The organism is Roseimarinus sediminis, assembly GCF_050433125.1.
GTDB lineage: Bacteria > Bacteroidota > Bacteroidia > Bacteroidales > Prolixibacteraceae > Roseimarinus > Roseimarinus sediminis.
Map to the genome: position 1 here is coordinate 327,399 of NZ_JBNPXV010000001.1, position 19,422 is coordinate 346,820.

Consider the following 19,422-nt stretch of genomic DNA (forward strand, 5'->3'; position numbering starts at 1 on the left):
GAGTTAAAATATTTTAATATATATCTTCTTTTTCAATTACTTCAAGCGGCACAAATTCGAGGTAGTCGAACATGAACTGACCTTCCTGAGCTGCTTTTACAGAAAACTCGTGGGTGGTCGTTTCGTCGAAGGTAAAAATTCCCAGGATTTTGCGCAGGGCATCTTCGCTGTTTCGGGCAACACCCATGTACCATCCTCCATTGTTCGAATCTTTTATAACCTGAAAACTGGCAGGAGCTTTCATATATCCCCTGTTGCGCATCATTTTGTCATTCTCGTACCCATTTGGATCGTTAGGATCCATACCTGGTACCATATGGCCAATTCGTGGGTCGTTGGCAAGTATTGATAGATTTAATGGAATGCCACAGGGCTTGCCATCCCAGTATAATTGAGCCACGCCCCTGAAGGGAGTGGGCTGGTAACCAAACCTGATTTCATAGGTTCCGGCAGGTATCGGAAGTGTGGTGATGGTAAAATCGTACAAGCCGGTAAGGAATATTTCATCTCCCTGGTAATCCTGAAAACGGTCGTCGGGGGTGATGTAACCAAATACGGTGGTTTCAGAAACCCTTACCCTTTCGATATAACCCTGGGGAAAATCCCATTCAATACTCGGATGTTCTTTCGATGCACTTCCAATTCGCATGTTATTGTTGGTAAGTTCGGGAAAGAAGCTTGCACCATCCATGCGGATGCGTTTGCTGGTAATTTCCCTTTCTACGTCGCGGGTATAGGCTAATATTCCGTCAATCTCGTGGAACACGCCGTTTAAGGCATCGTTATCATAATCGTCGGTTAGCCGAACAGCCTCACCGGTTTCTGAAATCATGTTAAAAATATTGTACTCGTTCGATGTACGCAGAGTGCGTACTTCGATTAAGGTATTGGGTGCCATGGGTTCGATGTATTCAAACATGTCGACCACTTTAATAGCGTGGGTTTCGCCAGTGCTTTCAAAAAACTGACCGGTATTATCGTATGCTTCAATAAAGAGCCTCCGGGTTAATTTCTTATTAATTAAGTGATAGGCAATCAGTCTGTTAAGGCTGTTTTTACGGTCGGTGATATCGCTAATGCCCGCATCTTGTGGGTACATGGGGTCATAAAGCTCTTTGGCATAGGCAGCCATCTCATCAAGATTGCTAATTCCATATTTAGCAAAGGTTTCATTGCTGGGAATCAATGCCGTGTATCCATATTTCTTTTCTTTGGGTACGCTGGTTAGAATTCCGTGGCCTTGTACCACACCATCTCTCTCCAGGAGTACTTCGTCGGGCACATAGTCCTTATCTTCAACCAGTAACAGTTCGTTCCCCAGCCCGGTAGTAATTACAGCATTGTAAAACAATGAAAACTTATCTTCGGCTGCAATGGCTTCGACCAATGAATTTTCGGTAGGAGAAAGTACCTGGTCAATTTCATGAATGACGCCATTATGTACCTCCATGTTCATTTTTGAGATTGCAGAATTTCCATTAATGGTATATACTAATCCGCTGCCATTGCTGCTGATGGCCACGCGCAGGTAACGTCCGCTCATGGTCAGGTTGGGGATAAAACCATTTCCGAACAAATCGGTTTCCAACACATGATCTTTAATGATGTGGTTATACACCAGTTTTTTTATGGAATCAAGCGACATTTCATTCAATGACGAGAAGCCCTCCTGCTCATAATAATCGAAAATGGCCAGGTTGTTTGGCAGGAAACAAGTATACTCGCCATAAGCATTCAGCAAGCTTTTCACTCCTGTCGTATCAAGCATTTTCGAGAATTCAGAATAAACTTCAGGGTTTTCTTCAATGTATTGTCCCATTGTTTTTCCTGTAAATGTGTAATAGTTTTCACCTACATCGTCGCTATCGCAAGCGGTAAATAGGCCAACGAAGGCTCCAATTACCATTACCCATAGTAAGTGCTGACTGGCAAACTTCCTTTGCCTGTCTTTTCCAATTTTATTTTCCATTGAACAATTCATATTTTGAGTGTATTTGGAATTGTTTTTAATAAATATCTTCTTTTTCAATTACTTCAACCGGAACAAATTCCATGAAATCGAACATGAATTCGCCACTAACTGAAGCCTTTACTGAGAAGGTATGATTTTCCATTTCTGGAAAATGATAAATTCCCAATATGCGTCTCAACGAAGCAGGAGTGTACCGGGCTACGCCTTGCCACCAGTCTTCATCAATTACTTTAAATGAAGCAGGACCTTTCATATATCCCCTGTTCCGCATCATTTTATCGTTTTCAAAACCTTCGGGGTCGGTAGGGTCGTTACCGGGAACTACAAAACCAATTTTCGGGTTATCGGCCGCAAGCCTTAAATCAAGCGGAATGCCACATGGCTTACCATCCCAATACATTTGAGCTGCTCCACGATTTCCATTGGGCTGATACGCAAACCTGATTTCGTAGGTGCCGGCAGGAATTGGCGGTGTGGTGATGGTAAACTCGTACAAACTACGAGGCACAAATATTTCGTCGCCCTGATAATCGAGAAAGCGGTCGTCGGCATTGAAATAGCTAAAAACCGATGTTTCGCTTGCATCAACACGTTCCAAAAACCCCGGAGGAAAGCTCCAGCGCTCCGAAGGATAATCTTTTGATGCACTGCCCACCCTGATGTTGTTGTTTGCCAATTCGGGGAAGAAACTTGCGGCATCCATTCTCAGGCGCTTGCCCGACAGCTCTGTTTCAAACGCCCGGGTATAGGCTAGTATTCCATCAATTTCGTGATAGACACCATTCAGAGCATCGTTGTCGTAGTTTTCTGTAATACGAATTGCCTCGCCGGTTTCGCTAATCATGTTGAATACATTGTACTCGTTGGAAGAACGTAAACTGCGCACTTCGATTAAAGTATTCGGACACATTGGCTCGATGTATTCATACATATCGACCGTTTTAACGGCATGTGTTTCACCTTTTGTATCGTAGTCCTGACCGGTATTATCGTAGGCTTCCATGATGTAATACAGCGGCATCTTCTTATTTACCAGGTGATATGCTACAAATCGATTCAAACTGTTTTTAACGTCGGTGTAATCATCGATTGATGCATCTTCGGGATACACCTGATCATAAATCGATTTGGCATATTGTGCCATGGTTTCGACCGAGGTAATGCCATATTCATTAAAGGTTTCGTTGCTCTCGACAAAGGCCGTAAAGCCATATTTGCGCTCTTTTGGGATGCGGATAAGGCTGCCAATACCTGTTGTTTGTTTTCCGTCTCCTTCAATTTCAAGGAAAAGGTCTGAGGGGCGGTAGGCATCGTCTTTAATGGGCAATAAGGACTTGTCAAGTCCTGTGGCCACCAGTGCTTCGTAAAACAAAGTAAATTGATCATCCTGGGCAATGGCCTCAACCAATGTGTTTTCGGTAGGAGAAATTACCTGATCAATTTGATGAAGCACCCCGTTGTGAACAATAAGATTTGGCTCGGTTACCAACGATGCATGATTTATCAGGAAGTTCAACTTTGAATTACTCATATCGAAACTTATTCGCAAATACCGTCCACTCATGGTAAGATTCGATAGAAAGCCATCGGTGAAATATTCGGTATCTAAAACAAAATCCTTTATGATATGATTATAGACCAGTTTTCGAATGGAGTCCATCGACATTTCATTGATACCGCTAATTCCTGCATTTTCATAGAAAGAATAAATTGCCAGGTTGGTGGGGGCAAAGCAAGTATACTTTCCATAAGCATTCAACAAGCTTTTTACCCCGGTTGTGTCGAGCATCTGTGAAAATTCGGAATATATTTCAGGTCGGGCTTCAATGTATTGCCCCATGGTTTCTCCGGTGAACGTATAATAGTTCTCGCCTACATCATCACTATCGCATGCACTTATCAAGGCAGTAAATGCAAAAAGGAGAAGGCCCCAGGTATGGAAATGAAACATTGCCTTATACCGCGAAAAGTGATTTTTTATTTGATGTATATCGTGCATGAATAACATGTTTTTAGCCTTAATTGACTATTTATTGCTGTTTTCAACTTTATAAAATTCGTTTTGTTCCAGCTCCGGGTTGGCATCTATCTCGCTGATATGGATGGGCATGTACAACGCATCCATCACCGACATTTTATAGTAGGAAGATCCTTCACCGCCACCCGATGATTTTTTGGACAAATAGCCCACTACCGCCGATGGTGAATTGGTGCGACGTGCCAAACGCATCAGGTCGAACCAACGTTTTCCTTCAAACATTAATTCACGTTGACGTTCGCGCAAAACCAATTTTTCCAATTCTCCCTTATTGCTGTAGTTATTCAGGGTAAGTGGCAGTACTTCCTGTTCATCGTCGTAATTGGCACGCACATAAGTCTGGTTAACCAGGTCGATTACTTGTTGATTATCGGTTCCCAGTTGCACCAATGCTTCGGCTTTCATCAGGATAATATCCGACAGGCGATAAACAATCCAGTTGGGGGTTCCACTGCCGTAATAATAGCTATTTCCGCCCAATGAATTTTTCATGCGCATTACTCCGGCATATTTAAATACGTTATAGGAATCGCCTGAAGATCCCATGAACAGAAAATCGTATTGCCTTTGATCGTGTTCTCCTTCATATCCCGTAGCAAGCTTATAATAAAATGGACTATCGTTTGATGATATAACAGAATATGGGAATTCCCATTCGCCTGCCATCTCACCCATTTTTCCATAATAATTTTCAACAATGTTGTTTCGGTACAAATCTTCGTCAAACTGAATTTCAAAGATGCTTTCAGTAGAATTACCCATATAAAACACCTGCTGTAAAACCTCTTCACCATCAAGTAGTTCAAGGGTTTCGTCGCTTAAAACCTGATCGCAATATTTGATGCTGGTTTCATAATCACCTTTCCACAAGTATACATCAGCCAACATAGAACGAACGGCATTTTTGGTAATTCGGCCCTTACTGTATTGGTTCGTTTCGAATTTTTCACGGGTGAACTGTAATGCTTTTTCCAGATCGGCGATAATGTTATTCAAAACTTCATCTTCCTCCGATTGCTTTACCAAATAATTCTGATTATCGTCGATACTTGGCGTATCAATCCATGGTATTCTGTTGAAGGTGCGTACCAGATAAAAATAGGCGAGCGACCTGATGGCCAGTACTTCAGCCTCGAGCGAGCGGTATTCCGATTCGGTGAAGTTTTCATCGATGTCGACCACGCCGGGGGCATAATGAAGGAAAATATTACAATAATTGATTACCGTATACATTGGTCCCCATTTACTGAACTCATTGCCGGTATTAATATCGAGGTTAATGATTTTTACCTGGTCTTTATGCATGTCGGTACCGTAGGTGACGTTGTCAGAACGCAATTCGCCCCAGGCCAACATACGGCTCATGACCCCATCTTCGGTGAGCGATCGGTAGCAGGCAGCAACAACTTCATTAACCTGGGTTTCGTTTTGCCAGAACTCATCCAATACTACATCGCTTTCGGGCCTGATATCAAGCCATTCGTTGCAGGCAGTACCAAACATTAATAGAATGGTTGAAGCCAGTATGATATATATCTTTTTCATCTTCACAAACTTTTAAAATGTTAACGAAATTCCAAGGGTTACATCCTTCGAGCGTGGTGTTTGGGCTTTATCTTCACTAATACCCAAACCACCATAACCCACCTCAGGATCCACACCACTGTATGCACTCCAAACATACAAGTTATTCACAGTAAGGTAGAAGTTCATTCTTTCTACATTGAGTTTTTTAACCATATTCTTTGGTGCTGTATAGCTGAATGTCATATACTTTAAGCGGGTAAATGAGCCATCCTCGACATAACGGTCGCTGCCCAGCCAGTTGTAACCATAGTTGTACAATGCACGGGGCATATCGGTTTCATCACCGTCTTTTCTCCAGCGCCAGTTAACCGATTTGCTCTGGTTATTGAGCGAATGCATGTTTTCCATGTGCATGCGGTTGTTATTGATGACCTTATTTCCATAACGGAAGTTAAAGAACAGGGTGCAACCAAAATTTTTGTACCTGATTGTTGAGCCAAAACCTCCGTTTACCTTAGGATTTGAGTTACCCAGGTATACAATATCGAGTTCGTCGATCGAGCCATCGTGGTTGATGTCTTCGTAGATGGCATCACCACCCTGGAATTCGTATTCATTGCTTCTTCCATAGGCAAAGCGCATTTCGAGTGGTTCGCCCTCGTGATCGAAAATCACATTTCCTTCAGGATCGCGCGCCACTGGTGCATTCTCCTGGGTGCCGGGGATGTATTCGCTGTACTGATACACTCCTTTGTACCTAAATCCGTAGATCGATCCAAATGAGTTGCCTTCCTGAATGCGTTGCAGATAAGTACCGTTGCTGTAATTATAATCTCCATTAAAATTATCAAGTACATCCTGACGGAGTTCTACAATGGTGTTAATGTAATTCGAGAGGTTGAAGTTAAAATCGACAGTCAAATCTTCGTGGCGCAACCAGTTATGAGTGTGGAAGTTAAATTCCCATCCATTGTTGTCCATGGTTCCCACGTTTTGCCATTTCACACCACCATAACCTGAGGATGAAGGGAGTGAAAGGTTTTCGAATAATAAGTCCTCGGTATGTTTGTTATAAAAGTTAAGGTCCATCATGATGCGGTCGTTGAGGAAGCCCAAATCGAAACCAAGGTTGAACGATGAGGTGGTTTCCCATTTCAGTTCTGAAAGTTGCAAGGTAGTTGGCCGGGTTGCTGCCATTCCCAAATAACTTCCATAGGGACTGTATCGGCTAAAGTGCAAATATTCGTCTCTGGGTTGATTACCACTTATTCCCCAGCTTGGTCTAACTGCGAGCATGCTCAACCAGTGGTCGGAACCTTGCATCCAGGGTTCATCCGAAATGATCCATTTTAATGATATCCCCGGGAAGTTTCCATACTTATTGTCCTTTCCAAACTTGGTACTGCCATCGCGACGGAAGGTTGCACCTAAAATATACCTCGATTTATAGGTATAGTGCAAACGGGCCAGTAAAGCATTTGAGCGGTAGGAGGTACGGCTGGTTCCAATCCCGTCGAGAAATCCACTGGCCGAAGCATCAATAATACCCCCCGAAGGAAGATTACGGGTGGTTAATCCATGGCTTGAACGATTTCCGGTGCGCAACTGAAGCGATCCATATAACAAGAGGTTATGATCGGTATTCGCAAATTTTGGCTGCCAGGTTATGTTTTGATCGCTCATTACCGTGATGCTTTCTGTATCGGCGTGTTCGGCAACATTTACCGCATCGTCGTTCCAGTAAACATTCGATACCGATGAAGGCAGAAAGGTGGAAACCTTATCATTGTTCACATCGAACGAGACGTACATGTTGTAACGGAGCACCTGCTGGTTGGGATCGAGCAAATCGTACTGCAAACGGAAGGTGGGCAGGATACGGTAATTTTTAAGGTTATTCTTTGCTTCATAGGCCAGGGCAACCGGATTGCGTAAATCACGCTGATCGCCATGTAATGATGATTCGCGTGAAATATTGTAGTATACATCCATGTCATTTCCAAGGTTGTCCTGCTGATAAATGCTTACGTTGGGCATTTTACGATAGGCAATTTCCAGTAGATTGCCATTGTTTCGTTGGTTATCGGTATAGGTAAACGAGAACTCCGTAATAAAGCGGATCCTGTCTGACAACGCATAGTCGAGGTAAGCCCTCGATGAAATACGGTCGAGCCTTTGCCCGATCACGGTTCCGGTTTGGGTAAGGTATCCGCCCGAAATGCGGAAGCTGGCACGATCGCCACCACCCAGAACTGTCAGGTAATGGTCGTGTTTAAAACCGGGTTGGCTTACAGCTTCCACCCAATCGGTATTGTTATTAAAATTTTCATATTCCGAGTAGGTGGGGTCGTACATAAATTCACGCACGTTGGCCGCATTTTCGTTTTGTGCAGGGTTGAAATAGGCCTGCTTAATCATCATGGAGTACTCATCGCCATTCAACATTTCGAGCCCTTTGGGCTGGACCGCACCTGTGAGGCGGTAAGAGTATTGAACGCGGGTTGGGCCTTTCATTCCCCTTTTGGTTTTAATTACCAAAACCCCGTTGGCACCCTTCGATCCCCAGATTGCAGTAGCTGCGGCATCTTTCAGTACCGTAATCTCCTCTATGTCGTCGGGGTTAATACTCAACATGTTGGCAAACTGCTCCTGGTTGGCATTGGCAAAATCGAAGTTCGGATCCACCTCTACTTCATAAGGAATATTGTTGACCACAATAAGGGGTTCCTGGTTCGAGTTGATTGAGGTGGTTCCGCGAATTCTCATGGTCGTACCGCTGCCAAGGTCACCCGAGTTCTGAACAATATCGAAGCCGGCAATACGGCCTTGCAGCGCATCGTCGATCGATGAAACCGAAACACCTTCGAATTCTTTGGTGCTGATGGTTTGCGCTGCTACCGATAATTCTCTTTCGGGTATTGAAAATGATCCATCGGAATGGCGTTTTTCAGAGGTAACCACAATGTCGGATATCACCTGCACGTCTTCTTTCATTACCACATTAATGGTACGACGTGCACCAACTTCCTGTTGTTGCGATTTGAAGCCAATAAAACTGTAAACAATTTTGTTTTCTTGTGGGTTTCTGACTTTCAATACATAATGCCCGTTAAAATCGGTAATTGTGGCACTGATGTAACGATTTTTACTGTCCACTTCAATTACACTAACACCCACCAGGCTTTCATCACTGTTCTCAGCAGTAACGGTACCCTGTACAATCACACTCGGAGATGCCGGTTGTGCCTTCAATACATGAGGCATTAGCATGTACAGAATAAATATGATTCCGGTAACTATGTTTAATTTCATTTTCATGATCTTGTTATTCAAACCTTAAAATATTATCAATTTGATGAACTACCGCTGTAGAAAAAGTGTTGATTCGTGAATTTCTAAAATCAGTACCCACACCTGTTCCATCAATGTTTTTAAAACTACTGGGAAGATTATTAAATACATAATCCTGAGTCATGATATTATAAAGACCGTTTTCGGTAACAACATTGGCGGCATTTGAGCCATAATCTTCACGCGAATCGGTTGAAATGGTAAGCCCGTCACCATTTCCTTGTATACCAATTTTATGATACTTGTTTTTGTAGGTTCCGAAACGGGTTGCTTCATCATCGAGCTTGATGGTAGCACTTTGATAAACGACATCTACCGGTTTTCCGCTAATGAACACCGAGTTGTCCTGGAAGTGATAGCGTACAAAACGTTCAAGTTTAGTGATCATTTGCTGTTTAATGGCATTGTCGGTTGTTTCATTAATCTGTTCCCAGCTTGGAATTATACCATCGCGTATTGCTTTTTCGATGGCCTCGTTGGTAGGTACATAAACAGTATAATTGAAGGTGTTGAAGAACTTAATATTAAAATCGATGCCTGAATAGTTTGCCCTCCGAACCAGCACATTGCTACTGGGAAATCCTTCGAGCAACTCTTTAAATCTGGCAAACTCGGGGTTTGAATTCAGCACACTGTAAACAGATTGTAATGGTGCCTGGATGGGCTTATCGATAAAATAAGTGTTTCCGTTTTCCTGATTGTAAACAGTAACTACATTGGCTGCATTTCCGGTCATAATATCATGTCCGCCCTGAACTTTAAGCGCTTGACCGCTGCCCTCTATTTTCAGCATGTTGCCACCTTTGGTTGGATAAAAGGTCTCTCCTGTTTCAACATCTCCAATTACAATGTGTAAATCGAGGAGTCGCAGTAACCTGTCGGAAAGAAAGGCAGCTGTTTCAATCACAGCCAGTGAATCGCCAACTTCACCGGTTTCCATGTTGTATTCGTAAACGGTTCCGTTAACTGTTTTATCTTCTTCGTTATACCAGAATTTGATCACACCGGGTATATCCTGTCCGTAAGCAACCGGGTCGATGTATTCATCGAAATAATCATCGGTTGGAACAAAGAAGCTGTAGGTGCTGACCAGGGAGTTAAGGTAAAAGCGGAAATCGTTCTGGCGAATTACCCAGTTCATGATTTTCGCTTTATCGCTAAATAAAACCGGTGCATAAATCGATACGTAATCATCGGGTGGATATACCTTGTTGGTATGGTAGGCTACCCCATTGTTGGCCACATAAGTATCCTGAATATCGGCAACCGTGATGTTAATGGGCGAGTTTTCGCTGTCGTTCATTTTGCTGAAATGCACCGGTATGGTACTTAGGAACGATTCGCGCAGATGTCTTTTCAACAGCAGGGCAATGATGTCGTCGGGTATGTTGTCCCAACTTCCATAACGTTCTTTCAGGATCAAACCGGCCCCATTATTAAAGTAATCGTTCATGGCAGCATTGGTAGGGGCTAAAATGGCAGCCATATCGCTTTGCATGGCTGTAGCCGAACTCGAAATAAACCTGTTATTACTTGGATTGAATGGTAATAACAATTCATTGCTGATCATCTCACCATTTGGATAATCGCTGGGGCCACTGCCAGTATTCGATGTAAAATATCCCTTAACAAATAATGAATCGTTGAATTCAGGTTTGTATATTCTATAGTCGGTATAAATTTCTTCCTGAAAATAGGGAGCACAAAAGCGATCTAATAATTTTGAGAAAACTGAAGTTTCTTCGAAATCGCTCAAATGCTGGGCCAGATTCTTCCGGGGCAACAATACTTTATCCAGTACGTGAATGTACCCGTTTTTACAGGTTATATCTTTTTCAATCACTTTGTGCTCAAAAATATGTGCATCACCAGGATTGCGTGGCACTCCGGTAATTAATTCAAAATCAGAATCAGAGACACCGGCATTCAACAATGGCTTTTCCAAAAAATGAACTAAAGGCCTGGGCGTATTATCTTCTAAGTAATAGATGCCTTTTTCCTTAAATCTTGTCCAGTGAGGATTATCCGGCAATTCATTACCTGTCGCAAATTTTACTGAGTCGTAAATCGACAATGAAGTATTCCGACGAATTGCCGTACCTTTTTGAAGGCCTCCTGAGTTGTAATTGGCCAGCGTTTCCATCAGGTAAGCATTGTCGATCATGCCATACTTCAATATTAGATTTTTCTGGGTTAGCGACAGTTCATCGTAAGTGCTCACCCCCCATTCATTGTCGCGTAAGAATGCTTCAAAAACTTCATCTTTAACAACAAACAATGTTTTGCTACCTGTTTTTTCGAGGGTTGCCTTGTAGCCGGTATCATCGATTAATCGCACATAATAGGTGTAGCTTCCATCCTGATCGAGGTAATCGTAGATACTCTCTCCGAGCCACTCAGGCTCGACCTCATCGTAATAGTACTCGTCGTTACACGAAACAAACCACAATCCAAGCAGTAAAACAAGGCTTGCGCTAAGATACTTTCGAGCAAATAGTTTCCGGAATATCAGTTTCATTAGTTAATGGTATTAAACATAAATGATTCAAATAGTATTGTCTGTATTATTTTTTTACAATTCGTCGTGGTGCATAGCCTTCAATTTTCAGAAGGTAGCTCCCTGCCTTCAAATGGGCAATGTTCAGTTCCTGTTTAATCTTTGCCTTCAATACAATACGGCCGCTAAGGTCGTAAAGTACCGCGTCGCTGCTTTCTTTTAAATTAAGATATACGATATTTTTGCCAGGGTTGGGGTAAATATTGACTTGCTTCAAGTTGAACTGACGGCTGGCACTCAGCTCCTGTCCGGGTGCGAGATCCATGATCATCCAGCCCAGTTTGTCTTCTTTGATGGCCGTGATTTTGCCCGACATTTCGCGATGCTTTAAAACGGTATAATTGCTTTCGTCTTTTGTGAATCGGAGCGTCGATGCAAAATCGTCTTCGGCACTTTGCAGGGCAGACCAGATCGCCGGTGTGGTAAAATCGCCGGGTGTATTGATTGTTACAGGATTTGAAGAGATGCCGTTTTGCCCCTCGGATGTGCGGCCTACCAGTATGCGGTTGGGGCCCATGGCTCCAACACCGGGCTCAATGGCAAGAAAGCTGATGGCCTCGCTCCCGATTGTCACTTCGGATATCGCTTCCTCGCATTTGAGTCTGACTTCAAAGCCGCTTGTACTTACATTTTGAATGGCTACTACCGTTGGGAAATATGTGTTATTGCTTACCTGATTAGCAAATACTGCCGGTACTTCATCGAAGGATTGTTCAAAAGCAATGTATTTCCAGTTTTCATCTACATTAAGTTCTTTGCGGGCTTCGGCCTTTAGTGCTCCCATATTGTAAATACCTTCGGGAAGTGCCAGCATTGCAATTACATCGTCCTTTTTCAGCGGTGGATTGTTGAGATAGTTCCATGCATCGAACTGAAATTTGAACGACTTGCCCGTAATGGCATTAACGCGGTGAGTAAGTGCCACCACATTGTTAAACGAAGGAATGCCGTTAATTACAAGAGGAGTATTTTCATACTGTGGTGAAAACAAAAAGGAATTCCAGTCGGTGTTGTTCAGTAAAAAGTTACCATACTGAAAAGTTTGATCACCGCCCGACTGATAATAGGCTACGGTGTTTGAATTCACCTCGTCGCCATAGGGAGTTGCCAGGCTGAGACGGTATTCAATGCGCCCGCTAAGTGTGCTGTCGAGCTGATCGACAAAACTGTTTTCAGCAAGGTTGGTACTGCTGTATATCACTTTAAATTCACCGTCGTTGACTCTTTTCTCGATGGTATACGAGCGGGACAGATCTTCGTTGGGATTTTCCCAGCTCAAACGAATGGTGTTCGAAAAGGTCAGGTAACGGTAATTAAGCACCGGATCTGCAAAGTTCCATGGGCCCGGTATCACTTCATTGATCTTATTGTATGCAATTTTTGACGGATTGCTGGCATAGTATTCTCCTGCAGGAGTGAGCTGGCCGTTGAGTACCATGGCCCTTGCATCTTCCACCCAGTTGTAAATCGAATAGCGTTCAACAAAATGTGCGGTATCGAGTACGTTCAGAATGGCCTTGATGTCGTTCAGTTGTTTCTGGGCATTGGCCGTTGTTAATTGCGAAGGATCGTCGGGCCACCATTCGTTGGTCCAGTTGGCTCCGTTGTTCCATTCGGTAATCCAGATGGGACGGCCCGTGCGTTCGTGAATGTATTTCAGGTCGTTGTACCATTGCTGGGGGCTTTTGGCCCAGTAGGCATGAACAGCAACAAAGTCGACCCGGTAGTTTAGTTCGTCACAACGGTCGATAAAGTTAATAAGCGACCAGTTGTTGAAAGGATCGGATGTAGCAGGTGAGCCCAGTCGTAAACCCGATTTCATGTATTCGGGCCAGGCTTTGAGTGCGGTTTCAAACTCCATATTGGCCTGATCGGGGCGGTCGGGCTCATTAAAACCCAGGAGATGTGACACATTCTGTTTGTTGTTGATATCGCTCCACGATGGCCAGCCCCCGTTTTGTTTTATCACAGCATACTCTAAATTTTCAGAGGTAGAACCACCGGCACTCCAGTCGTAATACCAGGTGGCATTCACCATCTGGTATTCGTCCCAGTTCCATCCTGCCCAGCCTTTTTTGGTCACCCACTGGTGATTGAAAATGCGGATAAACGAAACCGTGCTGTCGAGCTCAAGTGGCATTGCTGCCAACTCGAGGTCTTCTTCGTCGGCAATAAAAACACGACTGTAGCCCAAACCATCGGCCTTTGTTGCCAGGGTGGCCATATAGCCCCGCTTTAGTTTAAATGACCGGATGGAATTGTTAAAATTTCCAAGCTGATTGTGATAAGTATGGATACTCAGCTGCATTGAATCGCCGCCAAAGTTTGATTCGCTGTAAATTGTCAAAGGTTTAAAGCCTGAAGGGTGAGGGATTAGTACGGTTCCATGAGCATAAATGGCCATCCTTCCGTTCACTCCGTTTTGAAACGGTACTCCGTTAACCTGTATTTTTGAAAGGTAGTTGTTGGCAACAAGCGAAGGTTTGATGTTGTCGAAAAACAGCCAGGCATCGCTATGATTGAGTGAAACACTGCTGTTGGTCATTACATCGTTGCTGCCGGTAAGGTGAAATTCAACCGGAAATTCAAGAAGCAGTTGCTGATCGACAAGGTTTTCCTGAAAAGTCTTCTCGATGGCATGCACTGAAGTGAAAGCAGTGAGTAACAGCAGCAAGAAAAATAATTTCAGCGAAGACAGGGATTCAATAATCGCTTTCTTGTTAATTTTCATAGTTAGTAATCAAGTTAGTCAGAATTTGTCCGCCATACAGCGGAAAATATCAGAACATAAAATAAAGGCATTTTCTGTATTGCCCTTTGTTCAAATTTCTCAATCAGTGTCACTAATTCACTGTGTCTGTAAATTTTTCAATGGGGGCTTGCATTTTTTCGATCAGCCTGGCTCCGGCTGATCATACAGAGGACAGGTCTGTTAGCTAAAGGTATTTATTCGCAGTTTCCTTGTCCTCAGTTCTTAAGTAACAATTTCTTATCACGCCTTTAAGGCTGGAATAAGATGGGTTTTCATAGGCTTTTATAAGATAGGGAAGTGCTTCGTTGTACATTGCCTTGGGTTTTTCGAGTTGTTTTCGATAGTTCGAATAATCGACCCTGTCGGGCTTTGCGAGCGACTCGTAATTCTTTTTCAAAGCATCGTAAACAGCCGATGCCTGTTTGTACAGGATCATTCCCTGGCCCATGTTGGCTCCGGCATGGTCGGGGTCGATGGCCAGTACTTTTTTGTATGAAGCACTTGCACCTTCCACATCGTCGAGGTTTTGCCGGGCTACGGCATCAAAAAGGTGAAAGGTGGCATTGTCGGGATACCAGCCGGTGAGTATTTCCGATTTCTGAATCAGCTTATCGTATTGCTTGGTATTGAAATAGTGATAAGCAAGACTTTGTATGATCGACGCTTCAAAGTCGGGGAACTCGCTTTGCTTTTGGAGCAGGGCAAATTCATAGGCTTCGTGGTCTTTTTCGGCCTTGGCCAGTTCGATCATCTGATCGTAAACCATCAGTTGGGGTACATTGCGTTTTAAGGCTTCACGGTAATATTGAAGCGCCTGTTTTTTATCTCCTGTCTGTTCTTCGCTGATGGCTGCATAGCCGTAAATCATGGCCATGTCGGTTGAGTCGCCTTCGCCCGATTGAATAAGTTGCTCGTAGCGTTCGAGTGCGTCACTGTATTGGCCATCCATAAAGGCCAGATCGGCTTTATTTTTAATGGTTTCGAAATCTTCCTGGGCGCTGGCCGATAAAAACCAGATCATAAGAAGAAACATTGTTGATGAGTGTTTTAGCAAATTCATTTCCCCGTTAACTTAATCATTTGTGAATAAAGAGCTAAAACTATCACTGTTTTAGCTGTGCCACTGTTATAAAATCAAGTATTTGTGTCACATTTTCAACACCGCCATTACGCAATTAAAAAGACAGACGATGCTAATCTCCAGTAAAACAGTCATAAGGCCTTGGGTTGCCCTGACTTTTTAAGCGTTTCCACGATGCATTTTTATTCGTTTCATTCATTCTAATTTCCTGCGAATATTTATAATCATCTGTCGATTTTGTTAAAGCGCCCTAAAAACAGTTTTGATAGCTTTAACAATAAATTGACCGTGGCGCGATTTGAGCATTTCCGTTTAATATGAAACAAGAATAAGTTCAATAAGTTGAATGTTGATAGGATGACAGAAATGTTGCCATTCTCATGTTGATCACCTGGACGTTTTCATGTGGCAACAAAGAAACAGAAAACGCAGTCGTTGTAAGTTGAAGATTAAGAGTACTATATAGCTAATTATTAACTAAATTGAATGTATATGGAAAAAGTTAAACTTTACTTTTTATTTGTATTGATCGGGTTGTTGTGCAGTATCAACACTTTTGCACAATTCACACCCGAAGATGGTCAGATTTACTACATTATCCACAAAGCCAGTGGATATGCCATCACTGAAAATCCTGACGATAATCGTTCGATTTTATCAGAAATTACCACCAACAATACTGCCCAACAAATGAGCATTATTGAGAGTCATATTGCAGGTGAATATTTCATTATCAATCAGGATTCGAATTACTGGCATTATTTTGAAGGTTGGAAAATGGGCTTTGCGGCCGATACAGCCGAAACTTCATCTGATTATCGCTTTACTTTTATTCCCGGCCCTGAAACCGGCGACTGGCATTTGCATGCAGTAAGTAAGCCCGACGATCAGGTGGTAGGAACCGATGACTACAACAATGGCGCTGGTATCTATCCCGATAAAAGTATGAGCAACGATCGTGGCGTATGGCTTGTGCTGTCGCCCGATGAGCTGGGTTTCAACGATCCTACGCTGGCCAGTCTGACAACTACCGTGGGTGAACTCTCACCTGAATTCAATCCCGAAGTACTGGAATATGAATTGTCGGTACCTTATGGAACTGAAGCAATCCAGCTGGCGGCTGAAGCCAATGGAAAAGCTGGTAGTGTTGTTTTTTACGATGGACTAGGCAATGAAATTATCAATGGCCTGGTTGCATTTTCTGGCGATGGTGTTGATGTTGAAGTCGTGGTAAGCGCTGCCGATGGCACCGAATTATCCTACTATTTGGCCATCTTTGTCGACGAAGGTCATGGCGACGCTACTTTGGGTTCTATTAATCTTTCAAAGGGTGCGCTTGATCCGGCTTTTAGTGGGGCAGTTACAGAGTACACACTGATTGTTCCCAATGGAACAACGATGGTTGATGTTATTGGTTTTCCCAATTTCCCTGAAGCTTCGGTAAGCGGCAGCGGTACCATTACACTAAGCAATGGATCGGGATCAGCCACCCTGGTTGTGACTTCGTTCGATGCTTCTGCTACAACCACGTACAACATTAACATCGAAGAAGCCGACGGTAAAAACTATGCCCTTCATCTTCCAGGTGTTTTAGGTGCTGAAAGCAATGTTGACATTTCGGGGCTGGCATTGAAAACGCTGCCTTATACCATTGAAATGTGGATCAAACCTGAAGGAGCCCAAAACAACAATGCCGGATTGCTGTATGGTCGCAATGGTGATGTACATGCCGGAGTTCAATACTCTTCGGGCTGGCAAGGTGCTGGCAGAATGCGTTTTATGACCAATATTTCAGGCGACTATGGTGTGGTAAGCGATGTTATTTCGACCGATATGTGGCACCATGTGGCCGTGGTACTGACCGAAAACTACCGTACGCTGTATATCGATGGCACGGTTTATAAAGAGGCCAAAGCCAATGCTCCTTACGATTATTCAGAAGGACAGGTTTTCCTTGGCTGGGATCATGGTGGCACCGACCGTGCGCTGAAAGGCCTGATTGACGAAGTACGTGTGTGGAACGATTCTTTGTCGGCCGAGCAGCTCGATGCCAACAGCTACGAAGTGCTCGTAGGAAATGAAAGCAATCTGGTAGCCTATTACAATTTTGATCTTCCCAACTCGTCTCAGGCTGTTGATGCTACTTCGGGACAAAACCACGGTTTGATTACCGGTGGAACCTATGCCGAATCATTCCCGCGTGCCAATCTCGAACTCGACACCCTGGCCGTTGACGGAATGACTTTAAAGCCTGTATTCTCACCAAAGGTTACCGATTACTATGTTACTTTTGAAAGAGGAACTACTTCGGCCAACATTGTTGCCGAAGCCGCCGACAGCAAAGCCACCGTTTCAGGTACCGGCAGTGTTTCAGTCGAAGGCGACAAGGGAACTTATACCGTTACCGTTACCTCACAGGATGGTCAATACTCACTGAGCTACAACATTCATTATGTGGTCAATACTCCGCTTACGCTGAATCACTCCTATACTTTTGCTGATGGAACAGCCACCGATGTAGTGGCAGGTGCCAATGGTGTAATTAATGGTGGTTCGGTTGAAGGTGGTGTTTATACTGCCTCAAATCCGGGCGATCACATTGAGTTGCCTGCCGGTGACATTGCCATTAACCAATATCCTTCGATTACTGTTGAAGCCTACGTAATGGCCGGAAATGGATTGAATGGTGGAAATACCATGCTTTCTTATTTTGGAAATACAAGCGGATCGTATGGTACCGATTATTTCTACACTGCTTTGGCCAACGGTGGAAAAAGCCGTACAGCCATTTCATGTGGAAGCTATTCGGCACCATGGGGAGCCGAAACCGGAGTCGATGGCCTTTTGATCGATGATGGTGCCTCACACCACATTGTAAGCACCATGACCAACGATACCATTCGTTGGTACATCGATGGTATGTTGGTTAATTCAGCAGGTTTGGCAGCACACAACACCATTGGTGCGCTGAGCGATGCCATGGCTTATCTTTGTAAAGGAGGCTATGTAAACGATGCAACCTGGCTGGGATCGATCTATGAATTCAATATCTACAGCGGGGTAATGGATGCCGAAACAGTCGCCATGCGCTCCATTACTTATCCTACCGATAGTGATGAAGCAGTTGCTACCTTGTCTGAATTATTAGTCGACGGAGTGGCTATTAGCGATTTCGCACCAACAAAGCTTAGTTATGATTCAATCATGACAGCAGGGGCTACCACTGTTCCTGTTGTTACCGCTACTGCCCAAAATGCCGGTGCTACCGTTACTGTTACCAATGCCGACCAACTGCCCGGTACAACTACTGTTGTAGTAACTTCGGCCAATGGCGAAAACAGCATTACTTATACCATTAACTTCAATTTTGAAGTTTCATCCGATGCCGCTTTGGCTGATCTGTTGATTGATGGTGCAAGTGTTAGCGGCTTCTCAGCATCGACTTACAGCTACGATGTCGAACTAGCTGAAGGAACTGCAAGCGTGCCGACGGTTACCGCTACAGCAAATCATTCAGCCGCTACCGTTGTGGTAACAGCCGCTACCGAATTGCCAGGCACAACAAGCGTGGTGGTAACTGCCGAAGATGGTTCAACAACTGCCACCTACAGCATTCACTTTACCGTTGAACTTTCGGCCGATGCAAGTCTTGCCGACCTCAAGGTTGACGGAGCAACTGTTGAAGGATTCGATGCAGCTACTTTAAGCTACATTGTTGAACTGCCTACAGGTACTACCGCTGTACCGGCCGTAACAGCCACTGCAAGCAACGCCGGAGCAAGTGTTCAGGTAAATGCTGCTGCTTCGCTGCCCGGAACAACTACTGTTGTTGTAACTGCTGCCGATGGTACAAAGGCGACTTACAGTATCGAGTTCAAGTTGAAAGTAGCTGTTAATGGATTTGATACAGCTGCCATTAAGGTATTCCCGACTGTAACCAATACTTCCTTTACCGTACAAACCGGAGGTGGCGAAAGCCTGATTTCGGTTTACGATATTACCGGAAGCAAAGTGAGTGAACAGCGAAGTACCTCTGCCAAAACACTCGTAAATGTTGAGCAAAATGGCATGTATTTGTTGAAAGTTGAAAACAATCAACAGGTAAAAACCTTCAGAATTATTAAGCAATAAGTTAAAATTTCTC

Annotated in this window: 8 protein-coding genes; 1 reads left to right on the forward strand and 7 read right to left on the reverse strand. The window is 43.8% G+C overall.

Translation table 11 applies throughout. From position 1 onward, the window contains the following. Window positions 1–13: 13 nt before the first annotated feature. From FHS86_RS01370 to FHS86_RS01400, 7 genes are all read right to left on the reverse strand, one after another. Window positions 14–1,969, reverse strand: coding sequence for a fasciclin domain-containing protein (locus tag FHS86_RS01370; RefSeq protein WP_429410340.1), 1,956 nt, complete (start codon window positions 1,967–1,969; stop codon window positions 14–16). A 37-nt stretch (window positions 1,970–2,006) separates the two neighbouring features. Further along, window positions 2,007–3,971: a fasciclin domain-containing protein gene (locus FHS86_RS01375; protein ID WP_429410342.1), complete on the reverse strand. Its 1,965-nt coding sequence runs from the start codon at window positions 3,969–3,971 to the stop codon at window positions 2,007–2,009. 27 nt (window positions 3,972–3,998) lie between these two features. After that, window positions 3,999–5,555: a RagB/SusD family nutrient uptake outer membrane protein gene (locus FHS86_RS01380; protein ID WP_429410344.1), complete on the reverse strand. Its 1,557-nt coding sequence runs from the start codon at window positions 5,553–5,555 to the stop codon at window positions 3,999–4,001. A 12-nt stretch (window positions 5,556–5,567) separates the two neighbouring features. Continuing rightward, the gene (locus FHS86_RS01385; RefSeq protein ID WP_429410346.1) at window positions 5,568–8,855 is read right to left on the reverse strand and encodes a SusC/RagA family TonB-linked outer membrane protein; all 3,288 of its coding nucleotides are present in this window, start codon (window positions 8,853–8,855) and stop codon (window positions 5,568–5,570) included. 7 nt (window positions 8,856–8,862) lie between these two features. Next, window positions 8,863–11,406: a hypothetical protein gene (locus FHS86_RS01390; RefSeq protein WP_429410348.1), complete on the reverse strand. Its 2,544-nt coding sequence runs from the start codon at window positions 11,404–11,406 to the stop codon at window positions 8,863–8,865. A gap of 46 nt (window positions 11,407–11,452) precedes the next feature. Continuing rightward, a complete protein-coding gene (locus tag FHS86_RS01395; protein WP_429410350.1) occupies window positions 11,453–14,119 on the reverse strand; it encodes a glycosyl hydrolase in 2,667 nt (888 codons plus the stop codon). A gap of 262 nt (window positions 14,120–14,381) precedes the next feature. Then, entirely contained in the window at window positions 14,382–15,230 is an 849-nt protein-coding gene (locus FHS86_RS01400; protein ID WP_429410352.1) for a tetratricopeptide repeat protein, read from the reverse strand. 540 nt (window positions 15,231–15,770) lie between these two features. On the opposite strand from FHS86_RS01400, the gene FHS86_RS01405 reads away from it, so the two are divergent. Next, window positions 15,771–19,409, forward strand: coding sequence for a LamG-like jellyroll fold domain-containing protein (locus FHS86_RS01405; protein WP_429410354.1), 3,639 nt, complete (start codon window positions 15,771–15,773; stop codon window positions 19,407–19,409). Window positions 19,410–19,422: the final 13 nt, after the last annotated feature.